The organism is Sulfuriferula nivalis, assembly GCF_009937995.1.
Taxonomy (GTDB): Bacteria; Pseudomonadota; Gammaproteobacteria; order Burkholderiales; family Sulfuriferulaceae; genus Sulfuriferula; species Sulfuriferula nivalis.
The window spans coordinates 1610686-1636206 of the sequence record NZ_AP021881.1 but is presented as its reverse complement, the minus strand read 5'-3'; the positions used below and the strand labels follow the sequence as shown (position 1 = coordinate 1636206).

Here is a 25521-nt window from a genome sequence, read left to right as displayed (position 1 = left end):
TTCACTTCTTAATGTCGCAGCTTGTAGCCACGTTGTAATAAAATCAAACAAAATGCAGATAATGCCACAAAGCAACAGAATACAACTAACATACTCAAACTAGGTGATACATCACTGACGCCAAAAAAACCGAATCGGAATCCATCTATCATATAAAACACAGGATTAAACTTTGATATTGCGAGCCAAATTGGAGGCAAGCTATGAATCGAATAAAACACACCAGATAAAAAGGTTAATGGCATAATAAGAAAGTTTTGAAAAGCCGCAAGCTGGTCAAATTTGTCTGCCCATATCCCTGCCAGCACGCCTAGCGCACCCATAACAGCCGAACCTAATATTGCAAATGCAATTAACCATATCCAATGAGTTATAGGTGGAATTGCGAACACCATAGTAACTAAAAACACCCCCAAACCGACAACCAAACCTCGTGCAACGGCTGCGATTACATAGGCTGTAAAAAACTCAACATAAGAGATGGGGGGTAACAACACAAACACAATGTTACCTGTAATTTTGGATTGTATCAGGCTAGATGAGCTATTCGCGAACGCGTTCTGCAACATAGACATCATTACCAAACCAGGTATCAAAAAAGCCGTATAACCCACACCTGAATATACCTGCACATGTTCAGCCAATACATGCGAAAAAATCATTAAATATAATAAAGCTGTGATCACAGGAGCGAGCACGGTCTGAAAGGAAACCTTCCAGAACCGTAACATCTCTTTATATAACAACGTATAAAAACCTATCATATTGATGACGTCATCTGCAAAAACACATCTTCTAGATCAGGCTTAGTAAGTGCCATATCTACTAAAGTTATCCCGGCCATTCTTAACTGCGCCAATATACCCTCAACCTCAGCTGGTTTATGTATTAACAAGCTGTAAGCATCATCCGCCTCTTTCACAACATAAGAGCGCAATCCCAGTGGCAACTGATTAGGCTTAATTTGAATCTTCAGCTTTAACTCACCAGATGATTTTAATAATTCTGCTGTTGTATCTAACGCAACAATCTGCCCTTGATTCAATATTCCCACACGATTACATAGCGCTTCAGCTTCCTCTAAATAATGAGTAGTCAAAATAATCGTATGTCCGGATTTATTCAAGCCACTGACAAACTCCCATAAAGATGTGCGTAATGAAACATCAACGCCTGCCGTAGGTTCATCAAGAACAATCACTGGGGGTTTATGAACTAATGCCTGCGCTACCAAAACCCGTCGCTTCATACCACCAGACAAGGCACGCATATTAGTAGTGGCTTTATCCATCAAACCTAAATTAGTCATAATTTCATCTATCCAATCATCATTATGGCGCAAACCAAAATAACCAGATTGAATACGCAAATTCTCACGCACAGTAAAGAACGGATCGTAAGCAAGTTCTTGCGGCACTACACCGAGCAATCGCCTTGCAGCACGATAATCCGTAACCACATTATGCCCCATTACTTGAACTGTGCCGCCATCCGCTCTTGTAAGCCCTGCCAGTATACTAATCAGCGTAGTTTTACCAGCGCCATTTGGGCCTAACAATGCAAAAAATTCACCTTGAGCAATATCGAGGGATACCCCTTTTAACGCATGTAAACCACCAAAATGCTTATGGAGTTGTTCAATTTTGATTGCACTAATCACAACAGTCAGATATCGAGAAAAGGCGCTACACCATATAACGTAGCAAGATTTATAAGATTTTCAGGCAGATGTGAAAAATGTATCTTTTGATTAATAGCATTAGCAGCACGTTGACAAGTCAAAATGAATGCCAAGGCTGCAGAATCTAATTTAGCTACATTAGCAAAATCAAACTCTACACAACCGTGTTTAATTGCGTCTAAAGCATTAACTAACTGCTGAGTAGCAGTATTGAGGGTTAACTCACCAGAAACTGAATGAACCAATGCCATAAATTACTTGGTCGTCGCCGGTTTTGTAGGCGCATTTTGTTGATTACGTCCTGCCAAAGTATGGATTAATCCATCTATACCAGAATTACGTATCTCAGTAGCAAAAGAACTACGATAGTTGGTAACCAAACTGACTCCATCGATACTGACGTCATAAACTTTCCAGCCTGCGTCAGTTTTTTCCATACTGTAATCAATAGGAATAGGTTGTGCACCTGGCTGCTTCACTTGTGTCTGCACTGTTGCATCAGTTGCATTCGCTGCCATATTGAAAGGCTTAAACTCTATTACCTGATTATTAAATTCAGCCAATGCATTCGCATAAGTCCGCACCAATAACGTACGAAATTCTTTAATGAGCGACTGCTGCTGCACGGGTGTCGCCTGACGCCAATAACGTCCCACTGCCAGCATAGTCATTTGATTAAAATCAAAATGCGGCAACACCTTGGCATCAATTAGCGCGTACAGCTTTTGTGAATCATTAAGCAAAACAGCCTTATCACGCTTTAATATAGTTGTAACATCTACAGTTGTATTTTTCACCAAAACATCAGGAGGCACATTGTCCGCGTAAGTTAATACACTAAAAGCCAATAGCAACAATCCAACAATGTAATTCATTTTTTTTCTTAAAATCATCATAGTGTTAATTAGTTTCACCTATTGCGCGCGACAATTGCGCTACATCCATATTGTAATCATTCACTGTGCGCAAGTATTCAGCCTGAGTCAATGCATAAGTTTTTAATGCGTCAGCTACTTTGTCAGCTTTCTCTAAACCAGCACTAAAATCTGCCAGTGAAGCTATCATCCATCGTCTACCAGCGGCTGCTCCATCAGCAAGCTGTTTTAGGGCATCATAATTAGCTTGAACTTGATTGTAAGCCTCGGACACTTGGAACGGGATTCCTGCTTGAGCAAATTGTGTTTTGTAATTCAATGCTTCCAACTCAGCTTGCGCCTGTGCAATTTGCGCATTGGATACATCTTGCACCATATCCCACTTCATACCGACAACGGGCGTTAATCCTGCATTATTAAACGGGTCATAAACATATGGATTATTCAGTGTGTCGCGACGTGAAGCATAATTTGCCTGCCCAATTACACCCGCGTAAAGGTTAGGATAATTTTCCGACTTCTTCGCTGCGACTAATGCACGACGTGCACGCATGCCAGCTTCCAGTTGCGCCATTTCAGGACGATTAGCAACGGCCGTATTTTCAAAGTCAGTTAAGCTACCCTTCGGTAACGCTACAGGAGTCAGGCTATCATCAGCGACTGTGAGATTGGCATCTAAACCCACACCTGTAAGTAATTTCAATCCATCCAGGCTGATTTTTTCTATGGCTTGTGCCTGGCTGTGGTATTTTGCCAGCATCCCATTCGCAGCTTGTAGGGCATACAAATCAGACTGCTTGGATTCACCATTATCCGCCTTAAGATTACGTAGTACACGTGACAAAGCATCATTCAATTTACCCTGAACGTCTTCTAATAAGCGACGACTATCCCTTGCAGTCAAATATCCATAATACGCACGTTTCACATCCATGACTGTATCAGCCTGGCTAATACGTACATCACCTCGCTTTACATCGATATTGCCTTTAGCAGCCTCGCTGTAATGCTCAATTTTGCCGAAAGTATAAAGCGGTTTAATGATAGAAAACTGTAATGAAGTCCAATCAGATAATCCGCCAGGGAAAGGACCATCAGAACGGGGAGTTGTACCCGAAGTTGCACCATTCTGATAAAAGCCACCACTAACCGCAGGCGCCAAGCCCACAAATACGTTCGCACTTATACGCAGACCATTATTTCCCTGTGCTTCATCAAGCAATGCGCGGGCGGATTCAACTAACTGCTCGCGTTCTTTAATACGAGGATCTGCACTCAAGCTCATGGTTACAGCTTCAGCCAAATTTACCGTTTGCGCATTTGCCAAAGGGCTTGCTATTGCTGCGGCTACAAATAAGCTGATAAGACTCTTTTTCATGGTTGCATTCCTTGAGTTGATTTTTGTGCAGCATCCGTTTTAGGTGCATCTGACGCTTTATTATATAGAAACTGACTGATTAAATTCTCCAACACAACCGCAGATTGTGTAATTTTGATTTTATCACCAGTTATGAGATTTTTAACATCACCACCCGCATCTAATGCAACAAATTGCTCACCCAACAGGCCTGACGTCATAATTGCGGCAGAAGTGTCCTTAGGGAACTGATATTTCGCATCCAACTTCAAAGTTACAGTTGCTTCAAAATTTTGATTATCAAAACGTATGTCACTAACCCTTCCCACCACTACCCCGGCACTTTTGACAGGTGCACGTACTTTGAGACTTCCAATATTACTAAAATCGGCATTAACCAAATATGTCTGCGCGGTACTAAAACTAGTCATGTTGCCAACTTTAAGCGCTAGTCCCAGCAGCGCAGCAAAACCCGCTAATACAAACAGCCCGACCCAAAAATCCAGCTTGGCTCTTTCCATACTAAACCCCTTTAAACATAAACGCAGTGAGCACAAAATCCAGTGCCAATATAGCTAATGATGATGTCACCACTGTCCGGGTCGTGGCACGCGAGATACCTTCAGCTGTGGGCATGGCATCAAACCCTTCAAACAACGCTATCGTTGTAATCGCAAAGCCAAACACAACGCTTTTAATCACGCCGTTTAACACATCATCGCGCACATCCACTGCGGCTTGCATTTGCGACCAAAAAGCACCTTCATCCACACCGATTAACACGACGCCTATCAAATAGCCACCAAACACACCTACAATTGAAAAAATCGCAGCCAACAATGGCATAGAAATCACACCACCCCAGAAGCGCGGTGCAATCACACGCGCAATCGGATCTATCGCCATCATTTCCAACGCCTTTAGCTGCTCAGTCGTTTTCATCAGTCCGACTTCAGCAGTGATCGCAGATCCGGCACGACTGGCAAATAACAATGCGGCGACAACTGGCCCTAACTCACGCACCAATGACAGGGCCACCAACACACCTAATGATTGTTCAGTACCATAAGTCTGTAGGGTTTGATAACCTTGCAAACCCAATACCATACCTACAAACAAACCTGACACTACAATGATAATCAGCGACAACACACCACTGGAAAATATTTCCCGCATAATCAACTGAAAACGTCTCCAGCTCAGACCCGATCGCCACAAAATCTGCATTAAGAAACGAGTTGCAACACCCAAGCGCCACACACTATCAATCAGACCATGGCCAATTCGACTAACAAAACCCTGTTTAGTTTTCATTTGCCCGCCATTTTAATCAATGCCAAGTCACTTGCATAATCAGGCGCAGGATAATGAAATGGTACGGGCCCATCTTCCTCAGCATGCGTAAATTGATGCACGAAAGGCAATTTAGAAGCCAGAATTTCCTCAGGTGTACCTTCGGCTTCTACCACCCCATTGGAAATAAAATAAACATAATCAACTATTTTAAGTGACTCATGGATGTCATGTGTGACCAATATTGAAGTCAGTCCTAGTGCATCAGTCATACGTCTAATCAGATTACCAATAACACCTAAAGAAATTGGATCTAAACCAGCAAATGGCTCGTCATACATAATCAACTGTGGATCTAGGGCAACAGCTCGCGCCAATGCTACTCGCCGCGCCATACCACCTGATAACTCATGCGGCATCAGTTCATGCGCGCCACGTAAACCGACAGCGTGCAACTTCATTAATACCAAATCACGTATCATTTCTTCAGACAAATCGGTGTGTTCACGCATTTGAAAAGCCACGTTATCGAAGACAGACATATCCGTAAATAACGCACCAAACTGAAACAACATACCCATTTTACGGCGAATTTTGTAGAGTTCATCATTACCCAGCTGATGAATAATTTGACCATCCATACTCACTTCGCCTTGCGTGGGACGCAATTGACCGCCAATTAAACGAAGTAAAGTTGTTTTTCCAGAACCACTGCCACCCATAATCGCAATGACTTTGCCACGAGGTGCGTTGAGATTGATACCCTTTAATATCTCACGACTACCATAGGCAAATGAAACATCACGAATTTCAATCAGATTATCAGTGGACACGGCACAAAATAAGGATACTAAAGCGATCATTCTAACCTAAATAACATAACGGCAACAAACTTAAACACAGATCAACCTAACAATATCCAAGCTTAGTATTTTCCTTGTTACAATGGCGTCATAGTTAAAAACCAACTGATTAACACCTATGCAACTAGACCTATTCTACGAAATTTCTCAGCCACCTCAAATTCAACGCACAGAAGCCCAAGCGTTTGAACAAAGCATGCAAGAAATCACTTTGGCTGACAGTTTGGGGTTTGGTACTGCATGGTTAGTTGAGCATCACTTTATGCGTAGTTATTCGCACTCATCTAAACCAGATTTGGTACTGGCGGCACTCAGTCAGCGCACCCAAAATATACGACTAGGCTTGGGTGTAACGCCACTGCCTTACCACCACCCCATCCATGTAGCCGAACGTGCTGCTACATTGGATATTTTATCTAATGGCCGTTTAGAGCTTGGTATAGGCCGTGGTTTTTCTCCGCAGGAATATCGTGCATTTGGAGCAGATATGGCGCACAGCCGCACCATGACCGCCGAGTCATTAGACATCATCAAACTTGCCTTTGCTCGACAGCCTGTGACCTACCATGGTCAGCATTACCAACTGGACGCGCTCGACATATTGCCCTACCCGGTTCAAACACCACATCCACCCATCTGGAGCGCAGCCGTCAGCCCCGATACATTCCTTTGGGCTGCACAGGCGCAACTGGGCATGCTGGCCGGCCCCTTCAAACCATGGCTTATGGTCAAGCAAGATATCAAACACTACCTCGAGGCCTGGCAAAATCCGCAACCAGCACGTACAGGCATGACAGTAGGTGTACTCTGCCTGCCTGATGGTAAAAAGGCTAAAGCCCTAGCTAAAGAAGCCTTTGTCTGGTTTTATCAGCAACTATTCGCAACTACCCTGCCCGTACTGGAAAAGCTATATCCCAGCTATGAACATTTCCATGATTTAGGCAAATTCCGCAACTTGTTAAAACTGGGTATCAACTTAACCATGCTGGAAACTTTTGGCATGGCCGTTGTTGGCACACCTGAAGAATGCATAGACAAACTACAAAAATATCGTGAAGCCGGCGTCACTAATCTGCTTTGCGCAGTAGGTGCAGGCGCCGTGCCAACTGAAATCGTACAAGAATCCATGCATTGCCTCGCACAAGACGTAATGCCTGCTTTACGCGACTGAATATGCGCGTCCTAGTCACCGGCAGCAGCAGTCATTTAGCACAAGCGTTACTACCTTTATTGTGTGACCATCCTGAAATTAGTCAGGTTACAGGCGTCGATATTCAGCCCAGTCGCTACCAACACCCCAAATTCACAGCAACACAAGCTGATCTGACCAGCGCTGATCTACCAGCCCTGTTGCAACAACAAGATGCACTCATCCACTTAGCCTTTGTCGTACTTCGTGGCAAAACGTCTGTTGACGTCATGCGTGCAATCAATATCACCGCTTCACAGCAACTCTTAGCCAGCGCAGTGTCATCAGGTATGCAACACATCGTACACCTCTCCAGTGCATCAGTTTATGGCGATGGAATATGGCTAAATGAAGATGCCCCACTACGCCCGATCAAGGGATTTTTGTATGCCGAGCACAAAACCGAGCTGGAACACTGGCTAATAGAAAACCACCCACAGATATGCCGTTTACGCCCGCATATCATCCTTGGAAAGCATGCACAACCATTATTAATCAACATTTTACGGCAACCTTTTTATGTAAAACTGCCAGACCCGCAGCCCGTGTTGCAATGTGTACATGAAGATGATGTTGCCCTAGCCATCGTTGCCGCTTTATTAAAAAAAGCACAAGGCGCTTACAACCTCTCAGCCAATCCGTGTTTCAGCTTCCGCGACACCATCATTAAACGTCATCACCTGGCTATTCCACTCCCACCTAAATTAGCTAAAGCAGCGCTGAATTTCGTTTGGCGCAGCACAGGCATTGGGGGTGAAATTGGCTGGATAGATGGCGCAAATAAAAGTTTAACGCTGGACTGCAGTAAGGCCGAAAATGACCTGAATTGGGAACCAAAGATACACACGCATAAAATGCTATTTGGATAATACTCGCATTATCAAACCACGAAAAAAACACATAATGCCAGATGTACCCTGTAGGCTACTTAAACTAAATTAACTGGCAAACACCCCATCATCAAACGCTTCAGCATAAACTTTCCAGTCTTGCACTACCTGCAAAGTACATTGTTCAGCGATATCCATTAACACTTGTTGCCATTTCTTTTTCTGTGCAAAATCAATCAACATATCAGTGATAGCAGAATTATTTCGACCACTGCTACGTAATTGACTCCAGGCAACAAGTTCACCCATGGTTAGAATCACACCATCTAGTAAATGAGGTTGTTGTGCACCATTTAACGTGACTCTGTCCTCACTAGGTTGCAAACCACGTAACACATAGGATTTTTTGCCGATCTTCACTGGCTGCAAGAATGCCATAGGAACGGCTTGCATCCGCTGCTGTAACGCGACAATGCGATGCGCTTCAGTTTGCCAGTCTGGCTGTTTAACGAACAAATGCGAGGATAACGATGATGGCAATGCCTGCTTCAAATCCAACAGATAATTACGATCGGGTGAGCCTTTGCCCTCAACCAGAATAATGTAACGCTCCACACCCAAACTACCCGTACCTGCAATGCGACGTGCCACATCACGTACTTGGAAAAACTCAGGGTTAGGCTGCTTACTGGCAAAGCTGTCCATGAATGTAATAATTTTGCTGCGTTGCTTATCATTCACTGGCAATGCCTTTTTCCCGTCCACCCGTATTAAGCGTTGTTTTCCCTTACGCTCGGTACGACTATCCAGAAACTGTGGACGTAATTGATTGCGCTGATTATCCAATAGTTTTCGAATCAAACCATCAGCAGTATCACGCTCGACCCAGCGAGCCTTACCATTCTTCAATGCAGCCACATAGCCATCCAGAAACCTTTGGCACAAAGCCAGAGCTGCGACCCGTTTGATGCCCATGCTCTTAGCGCCAGCGAGGATACTGCTTAGACAACGAACCAAATCCCAACTACATGGTGACAACACAGCCTCATCAAAATCATTAATGTCAAAATATACGAGACGATTATCACCTTTATAGCTACCAAAGTTTTCAATATGCAAATCACCACACAACCAGGTCAATGGTGCCTGATCCAGCACCTGCTCACGCGGCAGGCGGTCGTAAAATAGATGACAGGTTCCTCGCAGGAACACAAAAGGATTTAACCGCATATTGCGGTATTTAATAATCAGCCGCTCAGGTTCACGTTCTGCATTGAATGACTGTATATTGCGGATTACATCCATATAATGAACACCCTTAAAATCGGCAAGCTGATCAGTACAATCAATAAAAAAGGCAGGGATACCCCTGCCTTTTCAATACTACCTAAAACTAATTACTTCGCAGCAGGTGCTTCAGCGGCTGGTGCAGCAGCTTCTTTTTTAGCAGCTACTTTTTTCTTAGCGTGATGTTTTTTAGCTTTATGCTTTACTGGTGCAGCCATTTCAGTTTTAGCTGGTTCAGCAGCAGGTGCAGGTGCATCAGCAGCAACAGCAGTGAAAGAAACAGCAGCAAAAGCAGCAGCGATGATAGCGGATAATAATTTGTTCATTTGGGAATCCTCAAAGTAAATAATCGGTGATTGGTTGATCGGGATAACAAATTATCGCCGTCACTGCAAATAACGCAATAAGGGAACCCTCTGTTGACAGGCTTTGCTAAATTTGTGGTGTTTTTATCAGTAATTACATGGTCAAAATTCAACAAGCAACAAAACTGCTGTCATTTTTACTTTCCCTGTTCAATTCATGGCGTATCGCGCCAATCCACAGCGCCAAATCGGGTATCGCCGAATGAATACGTATACAGCAGACTGAGGGTATTCACCGACTGGTGTGTGGTAGCGAGGTCGGGATAGCTCGCATCGCGGCGTGAAGCGTTGTACTTGATGGTGACGCTGTGAGGGCCATGAACACGTACGGTGAACGCCGCATCACCGCGCAAAATACGCTCAGTTCCCCGATTTTCTGTCGAGGCGACATCGCTGACATAGTATGAACGTGCCGTTAAGTCGAGGTTGGCGGACTGACCGAAGAGCATACGCAAAGCAAGCAGCGCCTGTGGCGTAGCGCCGTAATGGTAATCGCGCTCACCCGAACCATGTATGGTGCCCGCTGCACCGTAGCCGACACCAGCGAGAGCAGTTCCCTGTAGCGCGACATTTTTCGAAAGCCACAACTGCCCAGTCGTACCGAGTGACACCGCAGTGCTCGAAACACGAAACACCTGTGGTGAGATGTAATCGTAACTGCCATACAGCCCCCACACGCCACGATAGTTTTCCCCCGCCGCATAATCTTTGCCGACTAGCAGTCCACGGCTCATGATGTTCTCGAACACATTGGCGCTGGTGGCAGAAAACTCAAAATCGAAATAGTCGAATGGCCGGGTGTAGGTATAGCCGTCCTTGCCGGGTAAGCCGTAGGACATGTGAAAGTCCATCGTCGCAGCATTTCGTTTTACATTTTGCGACACGGCCGAATCAAACAGGTTATCGACCTTGTTCCAGCCTATGCGCATATAGGTATAGGTTGCCGGATTGTGGCTATCAAACACGCTGCGGTAGCGGTCACCGTAGGCCAGTCTGGTGAACCCAAGCGAAGGCGAAATCGCTGCCGCACCTACTTCGCGCCATGCACTAGGGTGTTTGCCGCCGCCCTCAAGCAGCAGGTTGAACGAAGCCGCTATCGCGGAGAAATATTCCCGAACCATCAAATTACGCAGCATAATTTCGTCTCCCCCAGCAATGGAATTTTGATTACTGTACCACGAGGAGACGACATTGACAGCCCCCACACCCATCCCCGCGCACTTCGAGCACAATCACCAGCGACTGCTGAATTGCCTCAAGCTCAGAGGCATGCAGCCTAAAACCATCGCCTTGTATTCACACGGCGTACGGCGCGCAGCGGTGTATTTTAATGACCAGATAGACGCGCTCACCAAGCCACAATTAACCGACTATTTTGTTCGCATCCTGGATACCCATTCATGGAGTACGCTCAAACATGATCTGTATGGACTGAAGTTCTATTATGCCCATGTACTCAGCCAACCCTGGCCAGGTGCGGATCTGGTTAAACCACCCAAGTCATATAGCCTGCCCGACATCATTACCGTCGCCCAGGCACAACAAATCTTCATGGCCACCCGCGTATTGAGCTACCGCGTATTCTTCTTCACCCTCTACAGCCTGGGCTTACGATTAGGCGAAGGCTTACGCTTGCAGGTAGGGGATATCGATGCGGATCGGATGCGGGTGCAAGTACGCAACGCCAAAGGCAACCGTGATCGATTGGTGCCGTTATCAGAGAACACCTTGCAGGTATTGCGCCGTTTCTGGCTCACCCATCGCAACCCAAGCTTGCTCTTTCCTAATCGACACGGCGGTCTTGCCAAATCGCACTTGGCACGCACCCCGCTGGATCGTGGTGGTATCCAGACCACCTTGGGTCAAGTGACCCGTGACTGTGGCTTAAAAAAAGAATTACACCACACAGCCTGCGCCACAGCTATGCCACCCACCTGATAGAAGCTGGCATCGATTTACTCGAAATTCAGCAGATACTCGGACACCAGTCCATCCTCACCACCATCCGCTACACCCACCTCACCGAACAACGCCATCAGAGCGCACACACTCGCCTTAATCAATTAATGGAGAAATTCCACATTCATTGGGGCAAAGTCAAATGATCAGACTGGCGCACATCGTAGCAACCTACGCAGCTAAACTGCTTGCACAACACGGTCATCACCTATTGCCCAGCCAGCAAGCTGCCTTAACCGCCTTTCAAACCTGCCGTAGCCAGATGAGCCCGAGGATGCAACTTGCCTGTGATGATTGTCAAACACCCAGCTACCTGCCACATTCCTGCGGTCATCGGCATTGCCCGCATTGCCAGGCGCACGAATCACAGCGCTGGATAGACCAGCAATTACACAAATCCATCCCCGCCAACTACTTCATGCTCACCTTCACCGTGCCCGCCCAGTTGCGCACACTGGCCTGGCAACATCAGCGCGTCATGTATGACTTGATCACACGCTGCGCGTGGGAAACAGTCAACACCTTCAGCCAAAACGACAACAAGCTGCGCGGCAGCGCAGGGGCGGTGACTGTACTGCATACCCATAACCGCCGACTGGACTATCACCCCCATGTGCATCTCGTCATGCCCGCTGTCGCCTTTAACCCCAAACAGCGACGCATGCGTCATAAACACGGCAACTACCTGTTTAACCACAAAGCCCTGGCCAAAGTATTTCGTGCCAAATTACTGGCAGGCATCAGACAAGCAGGACTCACCCTGCCAAACGATTACCCGACCGATTGGGTGGTGGATTGCAAAGCCGTCGGCACTGGACAGCACGCTCTGATCTACCTTGGGCGCTATCTGTATCGGGGGGTGATACAGGAGAAAGACATCCTCTCCGACCGGCATGGTCAGGTCACCTTCCGTTACCGGAACAGCCAAACCAAACAAATGGAAACCCGTACCTTGAGTGGTGTAGCCTTCCTGCGACTGATACTGCAACACATTCTGCCCAAAGGCTACCGCCGCGCCCGCAACTTTGGCTACCTGCATCCCAATAGCAAACTACTCACCCAGCTACAGCTGACCCACCTATGGCGACGGAACAATCCGCCGCCAGCGCAACCCAGACCAGCGATACGTTGCCAATGTTGCGGTGGGGTGATGAAGATAGTGCGCACACGTATCAAAGCGATACCGCTAGCCACATCAGCCCCATCTATAAAACGGGAACACAGAGCAGATGACACAGGGTGGGAGACCATGCGCTAAACCAGCCCACACCGCCCACCTGCCAGACTAGGCAGGTATGGCCGTGCTCGCCCTGAAGAAGGCTGAAATTGGGTTAACATGCCCGAAAAGCCGACTAAAAACGGTGAGTTGAATAGAATAAGTTGCTGCAATGGCAACGTGAAGGTCGTGAAATGGCGGGTGGGATGCGTAACGCGTCCAGTTATGCCAGCATAGTCAAAAAGATATTTCCATAAGCGCTCAAGCAACACCCGCCCCAGCCATGCCGGGCTTGTCCAACAAACGGTTCAGATTGTGGCTCGCTTCGCGATCACAATCTAACCTTATTCGTTAGCCATGCGAAATAGCGGCTCACCAAGCAAAGAGCCACCGAAGCCGGTGGTGACCAGATCATTGATGGAAGGCGCGCCAGTTTCACCCGCAATCTCCCACAACAGGCTGCCGCCAAACGTATAACCCATTGATTCCCAGAAATCGAGCCCGCTCGAACGTGCCAGCCCGAAGTAAACCGAGCCTTGATATGGGTGCATGAACTGATTTACGGCAAACGGATCGGAATCGACTATCCATTTGCCGTGCAAATTATCTCCTACCGATTGCAAGGTAGTGCCATACACCTGCTTATCAATGAAGTAGTAATTGAATCGATTGAGCAGGATATTGAAGCCAACAATTTCCTCAGCCGGAAGCAGATAATTCTTGCCGTCTGCGCCAGTACCAAATCGAATCGGCTGACTGTCGGGTGCTACGGTAGCAGTTTGAGCGGCGACCGCCGTGGTACTGGAATACGGTTGTTCTGAGGTATATTGATCATGCAACGCAAGCATGTATTGCAATTCAGGATTTGGCGTAGTGAAGTGGCCGCTTTTGCCTGATTCTACAGTTTCAAGGTCTCCGGCATAAGCTGTCATGGGGGTAATGAACGCCAGCACCAACGCAGACCCAAGCCAGTGCCGTCTGAATCCACTATCTGGTAAGCGTCTGCAAGACGAATTAATGGCCGATTTTTGCACACGAGTGCTTATGATCACGCTCCGCAGACGATGAAAAATAGGTATAGCTGGTGTGTATTTCACTTGCATGGTGGCTCCCGTTCAAAGTGGTATCTATTCAGTCTGATCAAGATATACACACAAAATGAACTCGGTTCTGTGCGGCATCGAACACAGCCCCCGCAGTCTACACAGCACTTACTTACATGCAGCCTGCGCCGCCAACAGTGCCGTCGCGCGCGCACAGACATTATCGACAGTGAAGCCATATTCACGCAGTACGACTGCAGCCGGTGCAGAAGCACCAAAGCGATCTACACTAAGCATATCGCCATGTGCACCAGTGTACCGATCCCATCCCTGCGATATACCCAGTTCAACCGCGAGCCGGGCACCAACCTCAGGCGGCAGTACCGCATCGCGTTCAACTTGTGGCAAGGCCTCAAACAATTCCCAGCATGGCATAGACACACAGCGCACAGCGATGCCCTGCTGTTGCAAGCGTTCCGCTGCCGCCACAATCAGTGCAACTTCGGAACCGCTGGCGATCAGGATCAGTTCAGGTTTGCCGCTGGGTGCATCACTCAATACATAGGCACCGCTGCGCAATCCGTCCGCTACCGCATAACGGCTGCGATCAAGCGTAGGCAGCGCCTGACGGGTCAACACCAGCAACACTGGCATATCGCGCGTTTCCAGCGCAACCCGCCAGGCGACCGTGGTTTCGTTGGCGTCACCGGGACGAATCACGAGCAGGTTAGGAATCGCCCGCAGGCTCGCCAGTTGCTCTACCGGCTGATGCGTGGGACCGTCTTCGCCAACAGCGATGCTGTCGTGCGTAAACACATACACAACATGCAGCCCCATCAGTGCAGCCAACCGGATAGCCGGCCGCATGTAGTCAGAAAAAATCAGAAAGGTGGATCCATATGGAATAAAGCCGCCGTGCGCGGCGAGGCCGTTGACTATGGCGCCCATCGCATGTTCGCGTACGCCAAAGTGCAAATTACGCCCGGCGTAGCTCCAGCCGCCACCATCAGACCCTTGCTGATCTGCCTTTGGTGCTGGCAGCGGATTGAAATCACCCAACCCTTTTAATGCGGTTTTGGTCGAAGGATCGAGATCCGCCGAACCACCGCTTAATGCCGGTAGACTGGGCGCAATGGCATTCATCACTTGGCCAGAGGCATCGCGTGTGGCAATACCATGAGCATCGGCGTCAAAGCCTGGGACGACCGCATCCCAGCCCGGCGGCAGTTCTCCGCGCAAACGGTACCAAAGCTCCTCGGCCACATCCTGATATGTCTCCGCGTAGGCATTTAGCGAGGCATTCCATGCGGATTCATTTAGCGCACCTCGTTCCACTGACTTGCGAAACACCGTCAGTACAGCATCTGGTATGAGGAAGTCTGGCTCAATCGGCCAACCCAGCGCCTGCTTAGTCTTGCGCACGTCCTCCACGCCTAGCGGAGAACCGTGAGCCTTGAAACTGTCCTGCTCTGGCGAGCCATAACCAATGTGGGTACGCACCAAAATCAGCGACGGCCTTGCGGTTTCTGCATGTGCGGCAACCAGCGCGGCGTCGATCGCAGCGAGGTCGTTGCCGTCCGCCACCAATACAGTGTGCCAGCCATAAGCCCGAAAGCGCAGCGCACGATCTTCGGTGAAAGTGATGTCAGTTCCACCAGCCAAGGTGACGCGGTTGTCATCGTAAAGACAGATGAGTTTGCCGAGTTGCAGATGCCCGGCCAGCGAGGCAGCTTCAGCCGTTACGCCTTCCATCAAGTCGCCATCGCCGGCAAGGACATAGGTGTGATGGTTGATCAATGGATGATCAGGACGATTGTAGCGAGCTGCCAGCTGCGCCTCCGCAATCGCCATACCGACGGCGTTGCCAAAGCCCTGACCGAGTGGCCCGGTGGTAGTTTCCACGCCCGGCGTGTGACCGCGTTCGGGATGTCCTGGCGCCTTGCTGCCCCATTGACGGAACTGGCGCAAGTCATCCAGAGTGAGGTCGTAACCAGTCAGATGCAGCAGGCTATATAACAATGCCGAACCATGTCCAGCGGAAAGCACGAAGCGGTCGCGGTCAGGCCATTGCGGATTGTGTGGGTTGTGCTTGAGCCAGCGCGTCCATAGTACGTAAGCCATAGGCGCGGTGCCAAGTGGCAAACCGGGATGTCCGCTGTTGGCCTTCTGTATCATATCCACCGAGAGAAAGCGCAGGCAATTAATGCATTGCTGGTCAAGGTTTGTGGTGTCAGGTATGTCTGTCATGTTGCCTCCAGTGTTGTCGTCATTTGGCTGTTGTCCAAAAGCAGTGAGTTGTGCCTGTAACGGTCTGGCGCAATCAGCGCATCCACTACCCTAAATTCGCACTAAGTATGCGATTGGTGTCATCACCGAGCTCATGGTTCCGGGGTTCCTGTGTCCTTGCTACCCTGGTTAAGTTCATTCCGTGCTGTGGTTGCCAAGGCCTGATACTTCTGGCGAAAACCATCAAGGGTTTCCTCCTCTAGCTCCTCCAGATCAAGTAATGCATTGTGTGCACCCGTCGTTGCGCGGATCAGCTCATCAAGCTTGATTTGTATGGCCTCGGTGTCTCGATTTTGTGTATTCTGAATCAGGAACACCATCAGAAAAGTGATGATTGTCGTCCCTGTGTTTATGACGAGCTGCCAAGTATTACTGAACGCAAACACGGGTCCCGTGACTATCCAGATTACGATCACTGTGACGGCTAACGCAAAGGTTCGAGGCCGGCCGCAGAAGTGTGAGGCTGATTTCGCAAATCGGCTGTACCACGTGGAGGTGTGAATGCCGAGTATTTCTTTCTGATGCCTGAATGACACGCTAGCCCGACCTTTCTGGAGGTGCACTTGTGAATGGTGAATTTAAAACCGTTACTAGTCGCGTTACCTTATATAGACTTCAACCAGTTCAGCGCCTGCATTTTTTCAAAATAAAGTGTTTACCAAGTAATTCCGCCAAACCGGCAATATAACTATCTGTCACGATTACCAGCCGCTTTACCCTTTTGTGGTGATCACGGACAAAGTGCATATGCGTGGTGAATCCAGCGAAGTTCTCCCATCCCGGAAAATCCCTCGTATGAAGCAATACACCATGAAGTTCGATTGGCGAGATAGGAATCGACAACAGCGTTGCGACTATCAAAGTCTGCTTTGCTTAATAATGTACAGGGATTAGGCAACAGCATTCCTTCTGGATTCATTATTGAGTATTCGAGCATACGACCCTCCATTAAATGGCTATCATCCTAAACCAACATAGTTGACCATTCTGTACGCCAGCGTACATAGCGATACAAAGCTATCAGCCACCCTGCCCAGCATTCATTCGAATAAATCCTACAATGTGCGCCAGCAAACAGACGGTGCAAAATGTTATCCATAACCTTGTGCCATGAACGATGCCCCGACTACTGATGAGACAACCCAAGTTAAGGATAAGCGATGACAAATATAGATGAGTTAATGGAACAGAATATTCTGCAATATGAAGCACGGCAAAAGCATGCGCAGGAGCTGTTTGCCAGTGCACGAAAGCTTGCTGGCCACGGCCCCGAGCATGACAACGAACGAATGCAAATAAACTGTCTAGCTCAGGAGCATGATCAGCTGAGCAAACAGCTAGAGCAGCTTAAGGAACGCAGGCAACTGAAAATCATACAGGACAAGCATATCTATGAGGCGGGGCCAATGGCTGTTTGGGACATACTCGCCGGTGATCTGGAGAAACTTGTGGAAAGACTTACCCCCTAATTAAGGGAACTCGACAACGCAGTGCGAATATTCCATATAGTCGAAATACTGTTATTAACTGGAAGCCACATGAATAATATTGTTGTTCTTGCCAGATGATGATCTGGTCAGACATTACCCAACTTACCGGTGCCATCCTGCTCATCGTCGCAGCCATTCTGCCCGTTGTTAACCCGCTGGGCGACGCGCCGATTTTCCTGAGGATGACGCCCGGTTGTGATGAATCAACCCGTATATTGCTGGCAAAGCGCATCGCTTTCTACTCATTCTTCCTGTTACTGGGTTCGCTGTTGCTTGGCTCGTTCGTCCTGCGGATGTTTGATCTTTCTATACCTGTGGTGCAAGTGGCGGGTGGTGCTGTGGTATGTGCGCTGAGCTGGGATCTCTTATATGACAATTCCAGGCCAGCTGATGTGAAACTTGACCCAATCCACGCCAATCTCTTTGCGCTTGAGCGCGCAATCTCCCCACTGACTTTGCCGATGACGATTGATGCCGGGGCTATTTCGGTTGCCATCACCGTCGGTGCCAATCACGCGCACTCTGTCAAAAGTGCGGTAATCCAACTAATCGCCGTCATCATCGGTGCAGGCATCATCGCGATGTCCATTATGTTGACATATCGCTACGCCCATCGAGTCAGTAAATTTATCGGAAACACGGGCATGAATGTAGTAGTTAGACTATCGGCTTTCATCATGCTGTGCATAGGCGTTGGAATCAGCTGGAACGGCATCAAGTCGTTGCTGTTAGAAGTCGGCATCCACGGCTGACAGTTCCGACTCCCAATCAGCAGACGCAAGGACATTCGGGATGCTGACCAAGAAGTTCATCAGGACTTTCGTAACAACAGAATCAGGCTGATCAAAGCTGCCAGCAGCACCGCCCACAGTGCGAGGGCGATGCGCGTGGCTTTAACGGCACGATCTTTTTCCCACCAAGTTGCAGGACGAATGCCCTGCACCAGAAACGTCGTCACGCCGGCCAGATTGATGCAGATCAGGTTCATCAGGAACAACGACAATGCACCGGTGGCCTGCACCATATGCCCGCCACCTAACAACAAGCCGAAAGTCACCAGTGGTGGCAACAGCGCCACCGCTACCATTACACCAATCAGCGTCGCCGACACACCCGTTGTAAACGCCAGTGCACCTGCCGCGCCTGATGCCAGGGCGACAGCAATGTCACCCAGTGCCACAGCATTGCGCGATGACACTTCCGGCGATGCCGGATCTACCTGCAGCAGCACGCCGAGCATCACCGACAGCACCATCACCGTCCCGATCCCGGCCAGGCTTGCCTTCAGCGCGCGCCACAGCAACGGCAAGTCGCCCAGTGTTGTGGCTAACGCCATGGCCATATTTGGCCCCAACAACGGCGCAATCACCATAGCGCCAATAATGATAGCAACGCTGTTGTAATACAGGCCGATGGCCGCCACAATGGTAGACAACAACCATAGCCAGATAGACCCGTGAGCAACGCGCGGCATCCTTGATATCCTCGTACAATTCCTCACGACCGATCCGCTCCGGCGATTTTTCCACAGCCGGTGCTTGTTCGGGCGTAGCGTCTGGCTCAGGTTCCGACGCCACTTGGGCACGCGGCAAGGTTGCTTCCACAGGCAGAACCACCACCCGGTTGCCTTCCTCACTGGTGTAGTGTTTCTCCAATAAATCCAGCACCGCCTCGATCTGTTCCGCGTCGAGCAGGATCCGTACCAGCACTTCGTCATCCGGCAACCGGATCTGGCGGTGTTCGAGCACTTTGTGTTCCTTGAGAAGCTCGCGGACTTCTTCGCCGTCCTTCTCTTTTAACACCATTTCGATCAGGCGTAGTGCCATCCAGGTGTCATCCTTTCCATGTCCATACGCAAATCTCTGTCATAGGTCGACATAGACCTCGATCAGAATGATCACCCGTCTATGTTATTTATGTTTTGTAGCATCATATACCCCCCAGAAATTAGATGCTTGCAAGTCGTTGTTGGTCATACTTTTGCTGAGCTAACCTTAATATTCATACAACCATTCCTAGACTATAGTATTGCGCCGAATCAGCATATTGGTTGAACTATCGTGCTTGAGTTGGCCTGTGGCTCCGGACTCAAGTTCCGTGACTATTTGTTTGGCAAGTGATTTCCCTAGTTCAACTCCCCATTGATCAAATGAGTCGATTTGCCAAATAGTGCCCTGAGTAAAAACACAGTGTTCGTAGAGTGCAACAAGCTTACCTAACGCCATCGGTGTCAACCGTTCCAGAAGAATCGTACTAGATGGATGATTCCCTTCAAAAGTCTGGTGTGGCGCCAGTGATTCAAGAGTACCCTCGGCGCTAACCTCCTGCGGCGTTTTGCCGATGGCAAGCGCCTCTGCCTGAGCCAACATGTTGGCCAGCAATATGTCGTGGTGGTGACCGAGGGGATTAAGTGGCTGAACGAATCCGATAAAGTCACAAGGGATGAGCTTGGTTCCCTGATGAATTAGTTGGTAGAAGGAATGCTGGCCGTTTGTGCCTGGCTCCCCCCAGTAGATGGGTCCGGTTTGGTAGTCAACTTCCGTCCCATCAAGCGTGACATGCTTGCCATTACTCTCCATGGTCAGTTGCTGGAGGTAGGCCGGAAAACGTTTCAGGTACTGCTCATAAGGAAGTACCGCTACGGTCTGGGCAGCAAAAAAGTTGTTATACCAGATACCCAGCAAACCCATCAGCACTGGCAAGTTGCGTTCAAATGGGGCGGTACGAAAATGCTCGTCCATCTGGTGAAAACCGTCGAGCATGGCGTGGAAATGTTCGGGACCAATGGCAATCATCGTCGAAAGGCCAATCGCCGAGTCCATTGAGTAGCGCCCGCCGACCCAGTCCCAAAACCCGAACATATTTGTGGTGTCGATGCCGAACTTGGTCACTTCCCCTGCATTAGTCGAGACCGCAACGAAATGTCTGGCAATGGCAGCAGGATCCTTCATAGTTTTGAGAACCCAGTCGCGCGCCGTGTGTGCGTTGGTCATCGTTTCCAGCGTCGTAAAGGTCTTCGATGCAATGATAAACAGCGTTTCTTCAGCATCGAGGTCGCGGGTAGCCTCGGCGAAGTCGGTGCCGTCCACGTTGGAAACAAAGTGGAAAGTCAGGTCACGCTGGCTATAATGTCGCAAGGCCTCGTATGCCATTACCGGCCCCAGATCAGACCCGCCGATGCCGATATTGATGACGTTGCGTATTGGTTTGCCGGTGTACCCCTTCCACGCCCCGCTACGCACCTTAGTGGAGAAATCAGCCATCTTGTTAAGCACGGCGTGAACCTCGGGCACGATGTCTACACCATCCACGAATATGGATTCCCCCTTGGGAGTGCGCAGGGCCACATGCAGTACAGCCCGCTTCTCCGTAACGTTGATCTTTTCACCACGGAACATGGCATCGATGCGAGACCCCAGGCCAGACTCCTCCGCCAATTGCAACAGTAGCTCGATAGTCTCGTCCGTAATGCGGTGTTTCGAATAGTCGAAGTAAATGCCGACGGCTTCGACCGTCATGCGATTGCCACGCGTCGGATCATCCGCAAAGAGCTTACGCAGATGCAGTTCCCGAACTTTAGGGTAATGCTTTTCGAGTGCCTGCCATGCCGCGAGCTTAGTCAGTGGCACGATACTGTTTTCCCGGCTCGGCTTGGGCTGCGGGATCTCTCCGCCCTCGTTTTCCCATCGCGCAAGTGATCGTTCCTTAGCCGTCATGGTGCCGCCGACGGAATGAGAGCTGACGGTACTGAATATTTCATGAGAAACAGCATTCCACAATGCGATAACCGGCACAGTCGGATGGTGGGGGTCGAAGGTGAAAATACTCAGTGATGCCGTACCAAGCATAAAATGCTGTGCATTGGCTACTGCCAATCCTATCCAGCGCGCAGCCAGAACACTGCTGAATTGACCGTGCGAAAACAGCGCGATATTCCCGTCCATCTCGCACAAACGGGCAAGAAGCCGATCAGCCCGATCTGATACTTGTGCAGGCATTTCTCCGTGTGGACAACCATCCAGATAAACATTCCAATCTGGCCGCTCCTTGCGGATATCCACAGAACGCTGTCCTTCATACTCACCATAGTCCCATTCGGCAAGGTCGGGTTCTATCTCCGGAATTTTATCTAACCCCGCTAACTCAAAGGTTTGCAGTGCACGCTTGAGCGGGCTGACCAGCACATGTGCAAACGAGATACCCACCAGACGCTTACCTAACTCACGCGCCTCATCCTCGCCATTTTCGGTCAATGAAATGTCTGTACGACCAGTGTGCCGACCGGAGAGTGACCACTCGGTTTCGCCATGTCGAATCAGATAGAGGCGCAGAGGCTTGGATGTGTCTGGCTTCATACGACTGCGACTTCCATCGCCTCGCTGTATTCTCCGCGGCACGCAGCTCGATTACATTGAGCACGATGCAGCAGAGCCTGTTGCGCGGCTTTCACATTGGCGATTTGGCCCGACCATATCGCCATAGCAGGTTGCTGAAGGGCGCGACCATACGAAAATGACAATGCCCAGGGCGCACACGACTTGAAACGCATATTCATCGCATTCAATCGAGCCGTAGCCAGTTCGGCGGATTGGCCGCCCGACAGAAAAACGATTCCGGGAACGGCTGCAGGCACGGCTCGCAGAAAACACCTTACAGTGGCTTCGGCTACCTCCTCCGCATTTTGCTGCCGTGAACAACTCAATCCTGGCAGCACCATATTGGGTTTCAGAAGCATACCCTCCAGTGCCACGCCCTGGGTATGGAGCTGGTCGAAGACAGTATGTAGAACTTGCTCCGTCACCGCCAAGCACTGCGCCAGGGTATGCTCCCCATCCATAAGAATTTCCGGCTCAACTATGGGGACCAGTCCGGCTTCCTGGCACAGCGCGGCATAACGGGCCAGAGCATGTGCGTTGGCCTCAATGCAAGCCCGGCTGGGAAGACCTTCTTCTATCACGATCACAGCACGCCACTTGGCAAAACGCAGACCCATTTGAGCGTATTCCTTCAGGCGCTCACGCAACCCATCCAGTCCTTCGGTGACTTTCTCGCTGGGATGGCCGGCCATGTCCTTTGCCCCCGCGTCCACTTTCACACCGGGAATAATGCCTGCATCGATAACGGCTTGAACAAAGGGAATACCTTTACTCGTCGTCTGGCGTATCGTCTCGTCATAAAGGATCGCGCCGCTGATACACACGCCGAGATTGGGCGTAGTGATGAGCAATTCCCGATACGCACGCCGGGCATCTACCGTTTGCGGAATGCCTAGTCTGGCAAAGCGCTTGTTGCAAGTTGGATTGCTTTCATCCATAGCCAGCAGGCCCTTGTCGTCGGCGACCAGCATCTTCGCGGTATTGATAAGCGCTTGTATATTCATATGGAATTACTCCACTTCCAGTTGCGAATCTCGGGCATGTCCTGGCCGTACTTTTCGATGTGCTGTTTGTGTTCGATCAGCTTGTCCTTGAGCTGCTGTTTCAGGTAGATGCCCTTATCACCCGTTTGCGGCAGACGGTCGATGGTGTCCATGACCAGATGAAAGCGGTCCAGGTCGTTCAACACGGTCATATCGAAAGGTGTTGTGATAGTGCCTTCTTCCTTGTAGCCGCGCACGTGGATATTGGCGTGGTTAGTACGGCGATAAGTCAGCCGGTGGATCAGCCACGGGTAGGCATGATAGGCAAATATAACCGGCTTGTCCTTGGTGAACAGTTCGTCAAAATCCGTGTCGCTCAAACCGTGCGGGTGTTCACTGGCAGGCTGTAGTTTCATCAGATCAACGACATTGACCACGCGGATTTTCAGTTCGGGCAGATGCTCGCGCAGGATGGACACGGCAGCTAGTGTCTCCAGCGTAGGCACATCGCCGCAGCACGCCATGACTACGTCGGGCGCAACTGCCTGATCATTACTGGCCCATTGCCATATGCCGATACCCTGGGTGCAGTGCTTGATCGCGGCATCCATCGTCAGCCACTGCGGTGCCGGGTGTTTGCCCGCGACCACCACGTTGACATAATGACGGCTGCGCAGACAATGATCCATCACCGATAGCAGGCAGTTGGCGTCCGGTGGAAAGTAAACTCGCACGACCTCGGCCTTCTTGTTCACTACGTGGTCGATGAAGCCGGGATCCTGATGGGTAAAGCCGTTGTGATCCTGACGCCAGACATGAGAGGTCAACAGGTAGTTAAGCGAGGCGATTTTGCGCCGCCACGGCAAGTGCGCCGTGACTTTCAGCCACTTGGCGTGCTGGTTGAACATCGAATCGATAATGTGGATGAATGCCTCGTAGCAATTGAACAGCCCATGCCGCCCGGTCAGCAGGTAACCTTCGAGCCAGCCCTCGCACTGGTGCTCGCTGAGCATTTCCATCACGCGCCCGGCAGGCGCCAGATATTGGTCGTTCGGCACGGTCGCGGCGTCCCATTGGCGTTGGGTTGTTTCGAACATCGCCTCCAGGCCGTTTGAAAGTGTTTCGTCTGGACCAAACACCCGGAAATTTCGCTGCGTCTGGTTCAGCTTCGCGACATCACGCAAGAAAGGTCCGAGCACATGGGTGTCGCCGATGCCGGGTGCACCCGGTATCGGCACTGAAGCTGCATAGTCGCGAAAATCCGGCATACGCAGATCGCGCAACAAGATACCGCCGTTGGCGTGGGGGTTCGCGCCCATGCGACGTTCGCTCTTGGGCGCCAATTCGGCCAGTTCGGGTTTCAGACGACCCTGTTCATCGAACAGTTCTTCAGGCCGGTAGCTTCGCATCCAGTCATCCAGCAGCTTGAGGTGCTCGGGTTTATTGTGTGGATGGAGCGGCACCTGGTGTGCGCGGAACGTACCCTCGATCTGCAGACCATCGACTATCTCCGGCCCTGTCCAGCCTTTGGGCGACTTGAGGACGATCATCGGCCAGCGCGGACGCGCGGTGTTATTATTGCTGCGCGCATTGCTTTGGATGCTCTTAATGTCTTCGATAGCCTTTTCCAGCGTGCCGGCCATGAGTTGATGCATCACTTCCGGCTCATCACCCTCCACAAAGTAAGGTTCCCAGCCACAACCTCGAAGAAATTGCTCCAATTCTTCATGTTCGATGCGAGCGAGGACAGTCGGATTACTGATCTTGTAGCCATTGAGATGCAGAATCGGCAGCACCGCGCCGTCGGTGATCGGATCGAGAAACTTGTTGGATTGCCACGCCGTGGCCAAGGGGCCGGTTTCTGCTTCACCGTCACCAATGACACAGGCAACGATGAGATCGGGATTGTCAAACACCGCGCCGAACGAATGGCTTAACGAATAGCCCAGCTCTCCACCCTCATGGATCGAACCGGGACACTCGGGCGAGGCGTGACTGGGAATACCACCCGGAAACGAGAACTGTAGAAAGAGTTTTTGTAGTCCTGCCTCATCCTGACTGATGTCGGGATATATCTCGCTATAGGTACCCTCGAGATAAGTGTTACCAACTACGGCCGGGCCACCGTGGCCGGGGCCACAGACGTAGATCATGTCAAGGTCATATTTATTGATGACCCGGTTCAGGTGTACGTAAATAAAGTTCTGTCCGGGTGTAGTACCCCAGTGACCCAATAGCATGAGTTTCACGTCCGCCAGTACCAGCGGTCGCTTCAAAAGCGGATTATCATAGAGAAAAATCTGCCCGACCGACAGATAGTTGGCGGCACGCCAGTAAGCGTCAATTTTGTACAACAGGTCAGGTGTGAGCGTGTTAGTAGTCATAGACTATGTTTCCTTCATTACTATCTCATGAATGTAAGCTAAGT

At 49.8% G+C, this 25521-nt stretch carries 23 protein-coding genes and 1 pseudogene; 6 read left to right on the top strand and 18 right to left on the bottom strand.

The genetic code is table 11. From position 1 onward, the window contains the following. Positions 1-8: 8 nt before the first annotated feature. The 8 genes from SFSGTM_RS08040 to SFSGTM_RS08005 are packed head-to-tail and all read right to left on the bottom strand — an operon-like array spanning position 9 to position 6039. Positions 9-764, bottom strand: coding sequence for an ABC transporter permease (locus tag SFSGTM_RS08040; protein WP_162084703.1), 756 nt, complete (start codon positions 762-764; stop codon positions 9-11). Beyond that, the gene (locus SFSGTM_RS08035) at positions 761-1660 is read right to left on the bottom strand and encodes an ABC transporter ATP-binding protein (RefSeq protein WP_198420632.1); all 900 of its coding nucleotides are present in this window, start codon (positions 1658-1660) and stop codon (positions 761-763) included. The genes SFSGTM_RS08040 and SFSGTM_RS08035 overlap by 4 nt, the downstream gene beginning before the upstream one ends. Positions 1661-1665: 5 nt before the next feature. Beyond that, positions 1666-1932, bottom strand: coding sequence for an STAS domain-containing protein (locus SFSGTM_RS08030; RefSeq protein WP_162084702.1), 267 nt, complete (start codon positions 1930-1932; stop codon positions 1666-1668). 3 nt (positions 1933-1935) lie between these two features. Further along, positions 1936-2556, bottom strand: a complete 621-nt coding sequence (locus SFSGTM_RS08025; RefSeq protein ID WP_162084701.1) for an MlaC/ttg2D family ABC transporter substrate-binding protein — start codon at positions 2554-2556, stop codon at positions 1936-1938. Between the two features lie 25 nt (positions 2557-2581). Next, positions 2582-3934 carry a TolC family protein gene (locus tag SFSGTM_RS08020; protein ID WP_162084700.1) on the bottom strand — a complete coding sequence of 451 codons (1353 nt, stop codon included), beginning with the start codon at positions 3932-3934 and terminating at the stop codon, positions 2582-2584. Next, the gene (gene mlaD / locus SFSGTM_RS08015) at positions 3931-4434 is read right to left on the bottom strand and encodes an outer membrane lipid asymmetry maintenance protein MlaD (RefSeq protein ID WP_162084699.1); all 504 of its coding nucleotides are present in this window, start codon (positions 4432-4434) and stop codon (positions 3931-3933) included. Before mlaD ends, SFSGTM_RS08020 begins: the two co-directional genes overlap by 4 nt. Before the next feature lies 1 nt (position 4435). Then, positions 4436-5227: a lipid asymmetry maintenance ABC transporter permease subunit MlaE gene (gene mlaE / locus SFSGTM_RS08010; protein WP_162084698.1), complete on the bottom strand. Its 792-nt coding sequence runs from the start codon at positions 5225-5227 to the stop codon at positions 4436-4438. Beyond that, on the bottom strand, positions 5224-6039 hold the full coding sequence (locus SFSGTM_RS08005; RefSeq protein ID WP_162086249.1) for an ABC transporter ATP-binding protein: 816 nt from the start codon (positions 6037-6039) through the stop codon (positions 5224-5226). The genes mlaE and SFSGTM_RS08005 overlap by 4 nt, the downstream gene beginning before the upstream one ends. 148 nt (positions 6040-6187) lie before the next feature. Between SFSGTM_RS08005 and SFSGTM_RS08000 the strand changes: the two genes are divergently transcribed. Together SFSGTM_RS08000 and SFSGTM_RS07995 are read left to right on the top strand one after the other, a co-directional pair. Continuing rightward, positions 6188-7240 (top strand): LLM class flavin-dependent oxidoreductase, encoded by a 1053-nt coding sequence (locus SFSGTM_RS08000; RefSeq protein WP_162084697.1) that lies wholly within the window; start codon positions 6188-6190, stop codon positions 7238-7240. Between the two features lie 2 nt (positions 7241-7242). Continuing rightward, complete coding sequence (locus tag SFSGTM_RS07995; protein ID WP_162084696.1) at positions 7243-8127, top strand: NAD-dependent epimerase/dehydratase family protein; 885 nt, start codon at positions 7243-7245, stop codon at positions 8125-8127. 69 nt (positions 8128-8196) lie between these two features. Here the strand turns inward: SFSGTM_RS07995 and SFSGTM_RS07990 are convergent, their stop codons facing one another. The 3 genes from SFSGTM_RS07990 to SFSGTM_RS07980 form a co-directional block, all read right to left on the bottom strand. After that, the gene (locus SFSGTM_RS07990) at positions 8197-9393 is read right to left on the bottom strand and encodes a DUF2252 domain-containing protein (protein WP_162084695.1); all 1197 of its coding nucleotides are present in this window, start codon (positions 9391-9393) and stop codon (positions 8197-8199) included. A 92-nt stretch (positions 9394-9485) separates the two neighbouring features. Continuing rightward, positions 9486-9701, bottom strand: a complete 216-nt coding sequence (locus tag SFSGTM_RS07985) for a hypothetical protein (protein WP_162084694.1) — start codon at positions 9699-9701, stop codon at positions 9486-9488. A gap of 194 nt (positions 9702-9895) precedes the next feature. After that, positions 9896-10864 carry a hypothetical protein gene (locus SFSGTM_RS07980; RefSeq protein WP_162084693.1) on the bottom strand — a complete coding sequence of 323 codons (969 nt, stop codon included), beginning with the start codon at positions 10862-10864 and terminating at the stop codon, positions 9896-9898. Positions 10865-10931: 67 nt separating this feature from the next. Here SFSGTM_RS07980 and SFSGTM_RS07975 point away from each other — a divergent pair. Together SFSGTM_RS07975 and SFSGTM_RS07965 are read left to right on the top strand one after the other, a co-directional pair. Further along, a pseudogene (locus SFSGTM_RS07975) lies at positions 10932-11845 on the top strand (tyrosine-type recombinase/integrase). After that, positions 11842-12957, top strand: coding sequence for an IS91 family transposase (locus SFSGTM_RS07965; RefSeq protein ID WP_162083488.1), 1116 nt, complete (start codon positions 11842-11844; stop codon positions 12955-12957). Before SFSGTM_RS07975 ends, SFSGTM_RS07965 begins: the two are co-directional and overlap by 4 nt. A 302-nt stretch (positions 12958-13259) precedes the next feature. On the opposite strand, the gene SFSGTM_RS07960 is transcribed toward SFSGTM_RS07965, so the two are convergent. The 3 genes from SFSGTM_RS07960 to SFSGTM_RS07950 form a co-directional block, all read right to left on the bottom strand. Beyond that, positions 13260-14018: a DUF3943 domain-containing protein gene (locus SFSGTM_RS07960; RefSeq protein ID WP_198420631.1), complete on the bottom strand. Its 759-nt coding sequence runs from the start codon at positions 14016-14018 to the stop codon at positions 13260-13262. Between the two features lie 108 nt (positions 14019-14126). Then, entirely contained in the window at positions 14127-16205 is a 2079-nt protein-coding gene (tkt, locus tag SFSGTM_RS07955; protein ID WP_162084692.1) for a transketolase, read from the bottom strand. 131 nt (positions 16206-16336) lie between these two features. Continuing rightward, on the bottom strand, positions 16337-16780 hold the full coding sequence (locus SFSGTM_RS07950) for a low affinity iron permease family protein (RefSeq protein ID WP_232526069.1): 444 nt from the start codon (positions 16778-16780) through the stop codon (positions 16337-16339). A gap of 624 nt (positions 16781-17404) precedes the next feature. On the opposite strand from SFSGTM_RS07950, the gene SFSGTM_RS07945 reads away from it, so the two are divergent. Together SFSGTM_RS07945 and SFSGTM_RS07940 are read left to right on the top strand one after the other, a co-directional pair. Then, the gene (locus SFSGTM_RS07945) at positions 17405-17713 is read left to right on the top strand and encodes a hypothetical protein (protein ID WP_162084691.1); all 309 of its coding nucleotides are present in this window, start codon (positions 17405-17407) and stop codon (positions 17711-17713) included. 95 nt (positions 17714-17808) lie between these two features. Beyond that, positions 17809-18486: a MarC family protein gene (locus SFSGTM_RS07940; protein WP_162084690.1), complete on the top strand. Its 678-nt coding sequence runs from the start codon at positions 17809-17811 to the stop codon at positions 18484-18486. Positions 18487-18545: 59 nt separating this feature from the next. Here SFSGTM_RS07940 and SFSGTM_RS07935 read toward each other — a convergent pair whose 3' ends face one another. From SFSGTM_RS07935 to SFSGTM_RS07920, 4 genes are all read right to left on the bottom strand, one after another. Next, positions 18546-19208: a TIGR00341 family protein gene (locus tag SFSGTM_RS07935; RefSeq protein ID WP_198420630.1), complete on the bottom strand. Its 663-nt coding sequence runs from the start codon at positions 19206-19208 to the stop codon at positions 18546-18548. Positions 19209-19749: 541 nt separating this feature from the next. Continuing rightward, positions 19750-22089, bottom strand: a complete 2340-nt coding sequence (gene pgi / locus SFSGTM_RS07930) for a glucose-6-phosphate isomerase (RefSeq protein ID WP_162084689.1) — start codon at positions 22087-22089, stop codon at positions 19750-19752. Continuing rightward, positions 22086-23114: a class I fructose-bisphosphate aldolase gene (locus SFSGTM_RS07925; RefSeq protein ID WP_162084688.1), complete on the bottom strand. Its 1029-nt coding sequence runs from the start codon at positions 23112-23114 to the stop codon at positions 22086-22088. Before SFSGTM_RS07925 ends, pgi begins: the two co-directional genes overlap by 4 nt. Next, positions 23111-25477: a phosphoketolase family protein gene (locus tag SFSGTM_RS07920; protein ID WP_162084687.1), complete on the bottom strand. Its 2367-nt coding sequence runs from the start codon at positions 25475-25477 to the stop codon at positions 23111-23113. Before SFSGTM_RS07920 ends, SFSGTM_RS07925 begins: the two co-directional genes overlap by 4 nt. Positions 25478-25521: the final 44 nt, after the last annotated feature.

Bases quoted from the DNA above. Each gene is read 5' to 3' on its own strand.
- SFSGTM_RS08020 (WP_162084700.1), bottom strand. From the start codon at position 3,934: ATGAAAAAGAGTCTTATCAGCTTATTTGTAGCCGCAGCAATAGCAAGC.
- SFSGTM_RS08000 (WP_162084697.1), top strand. From the start codon at position 6,188: ATGCAACTAGACCTATTCTACGAAATTTCTCAGCCACCTCAAATTCAA.
- SFSGTM_RS07935 (WP_198420630.1), bottom strand. From the start codon at position 19,208: ATGCCGCGCGTTGCTCACGGGTCTATCTGGCTATGGTTGTTGTCTACC.
- SFSGTM_RS08025 (WP_162084701.1), bottom strand. From the start codon at position 2,556: ATGAATTACATTGTTGGATTGTTGCTATTGGCTTTTAGTGTATTAACT.
- SFSGTM_RS07990 (WP_162084695.1), bottom strand. From the start codon at position 9,393: ATGGATGTAATCCGCAATATACAGTCATTCAATGCAGAACGTGAACCT.
- SFSGTM_RS08040 (WP_162084703.1), bottom strand. From the start codon at position 764: ATGATAGGTTTTTATACGTTGTTATATAAAGAGATGTTACGGTTCTGG.
- SFSGTM_RS07940 (WP_162084690.1), top strand. From the start codon at position 17,809: ATGATGATCTGGTCAGACATTACCCAACTTACCGGTGCCATCCTGCTC.
- SFSGTM_RS07920 (WP_162084687.1), bottom strand. From the start codon at position 25,477: ATGACTACTAACACGCTCACACCTGACCTGTTGTACAAAATTGACGCT.
- SFSGTM_RS07960 (WP_198420631.1), bottom strand. From the start codon at position 14,018: ATGCAAGTGAAATACACACCAGCTATACCTATTTTTCATCGTCTGCGG.
- SFSGTM_RS07945 (WP_162084691.1), top strand. From the start codon at position 17,405: ATGACAAATATAGATGAGTTAATGGAACAGAATATTCTGCAATATGAA.
- SFSGTM_RS07995 (WP_162084696.1), top strand. From the start codon at position 7,243: ATGCGCGTCCTAGTCACCGGCAGCAGCAGTCATTTAGCACAAGCGTTA.
- tkt (WP_162084692.1), bottom strand. From the start codon at position 16,205: ATGACAGACATACCTGACACCACAAACCTTGACCAGCAATGCATTAAT.
- SFSGTM_RS07925 (WP_162084688.1), bottom strand. From the start codon at position 23,114: ATGAATATACAAGCGCTTATCAATACCGCGAAGATGCTGGTCGCCGAC.
- SFSGTM_RS08030 (WP_162084702.1), bottom strand. From the start codon at position 1,932: ATGGCATTGGTTCATTCAGTTTCTGGTGAGTTAACCCTCAATACTGCT.
- pgi (WP_162084689.1), bottom strand. From the start codon at position 22,089: ATGAAGCCAGACACATCCAAGCCTCTGCGCCTCTATCTGATTCGACAT.
- mlaE (WP_162084698.1), bottom strand. From the start codon at position 5,227: ATGAAAACTAAACAGGGTTTTGTTAGTCGAATTGGCCATGGTCTGATT.
- SFSGTM_RS07985 (WP_162084694.1), bottom strand. From the start codon at position 9,701: ATGAACAAATTATTATCCGCTATCATCGCTGCTGCTTTTGCTGCTGTT.
- mlaD (WP_162084699.1), bottom strand. From the start codon at position 4,434: ATGGAAAGAGCCAAGCTGGATTTTTGGGTCGGGCTGTTTGTATTAGCG.
- SFSGTM_RS07965 (WP_162083488.1), top strand. From the start codon at position 11,842: ATGATCAGACTGGCGCACATCGTAGCAACCTACGCAGCTAAACTGCTT.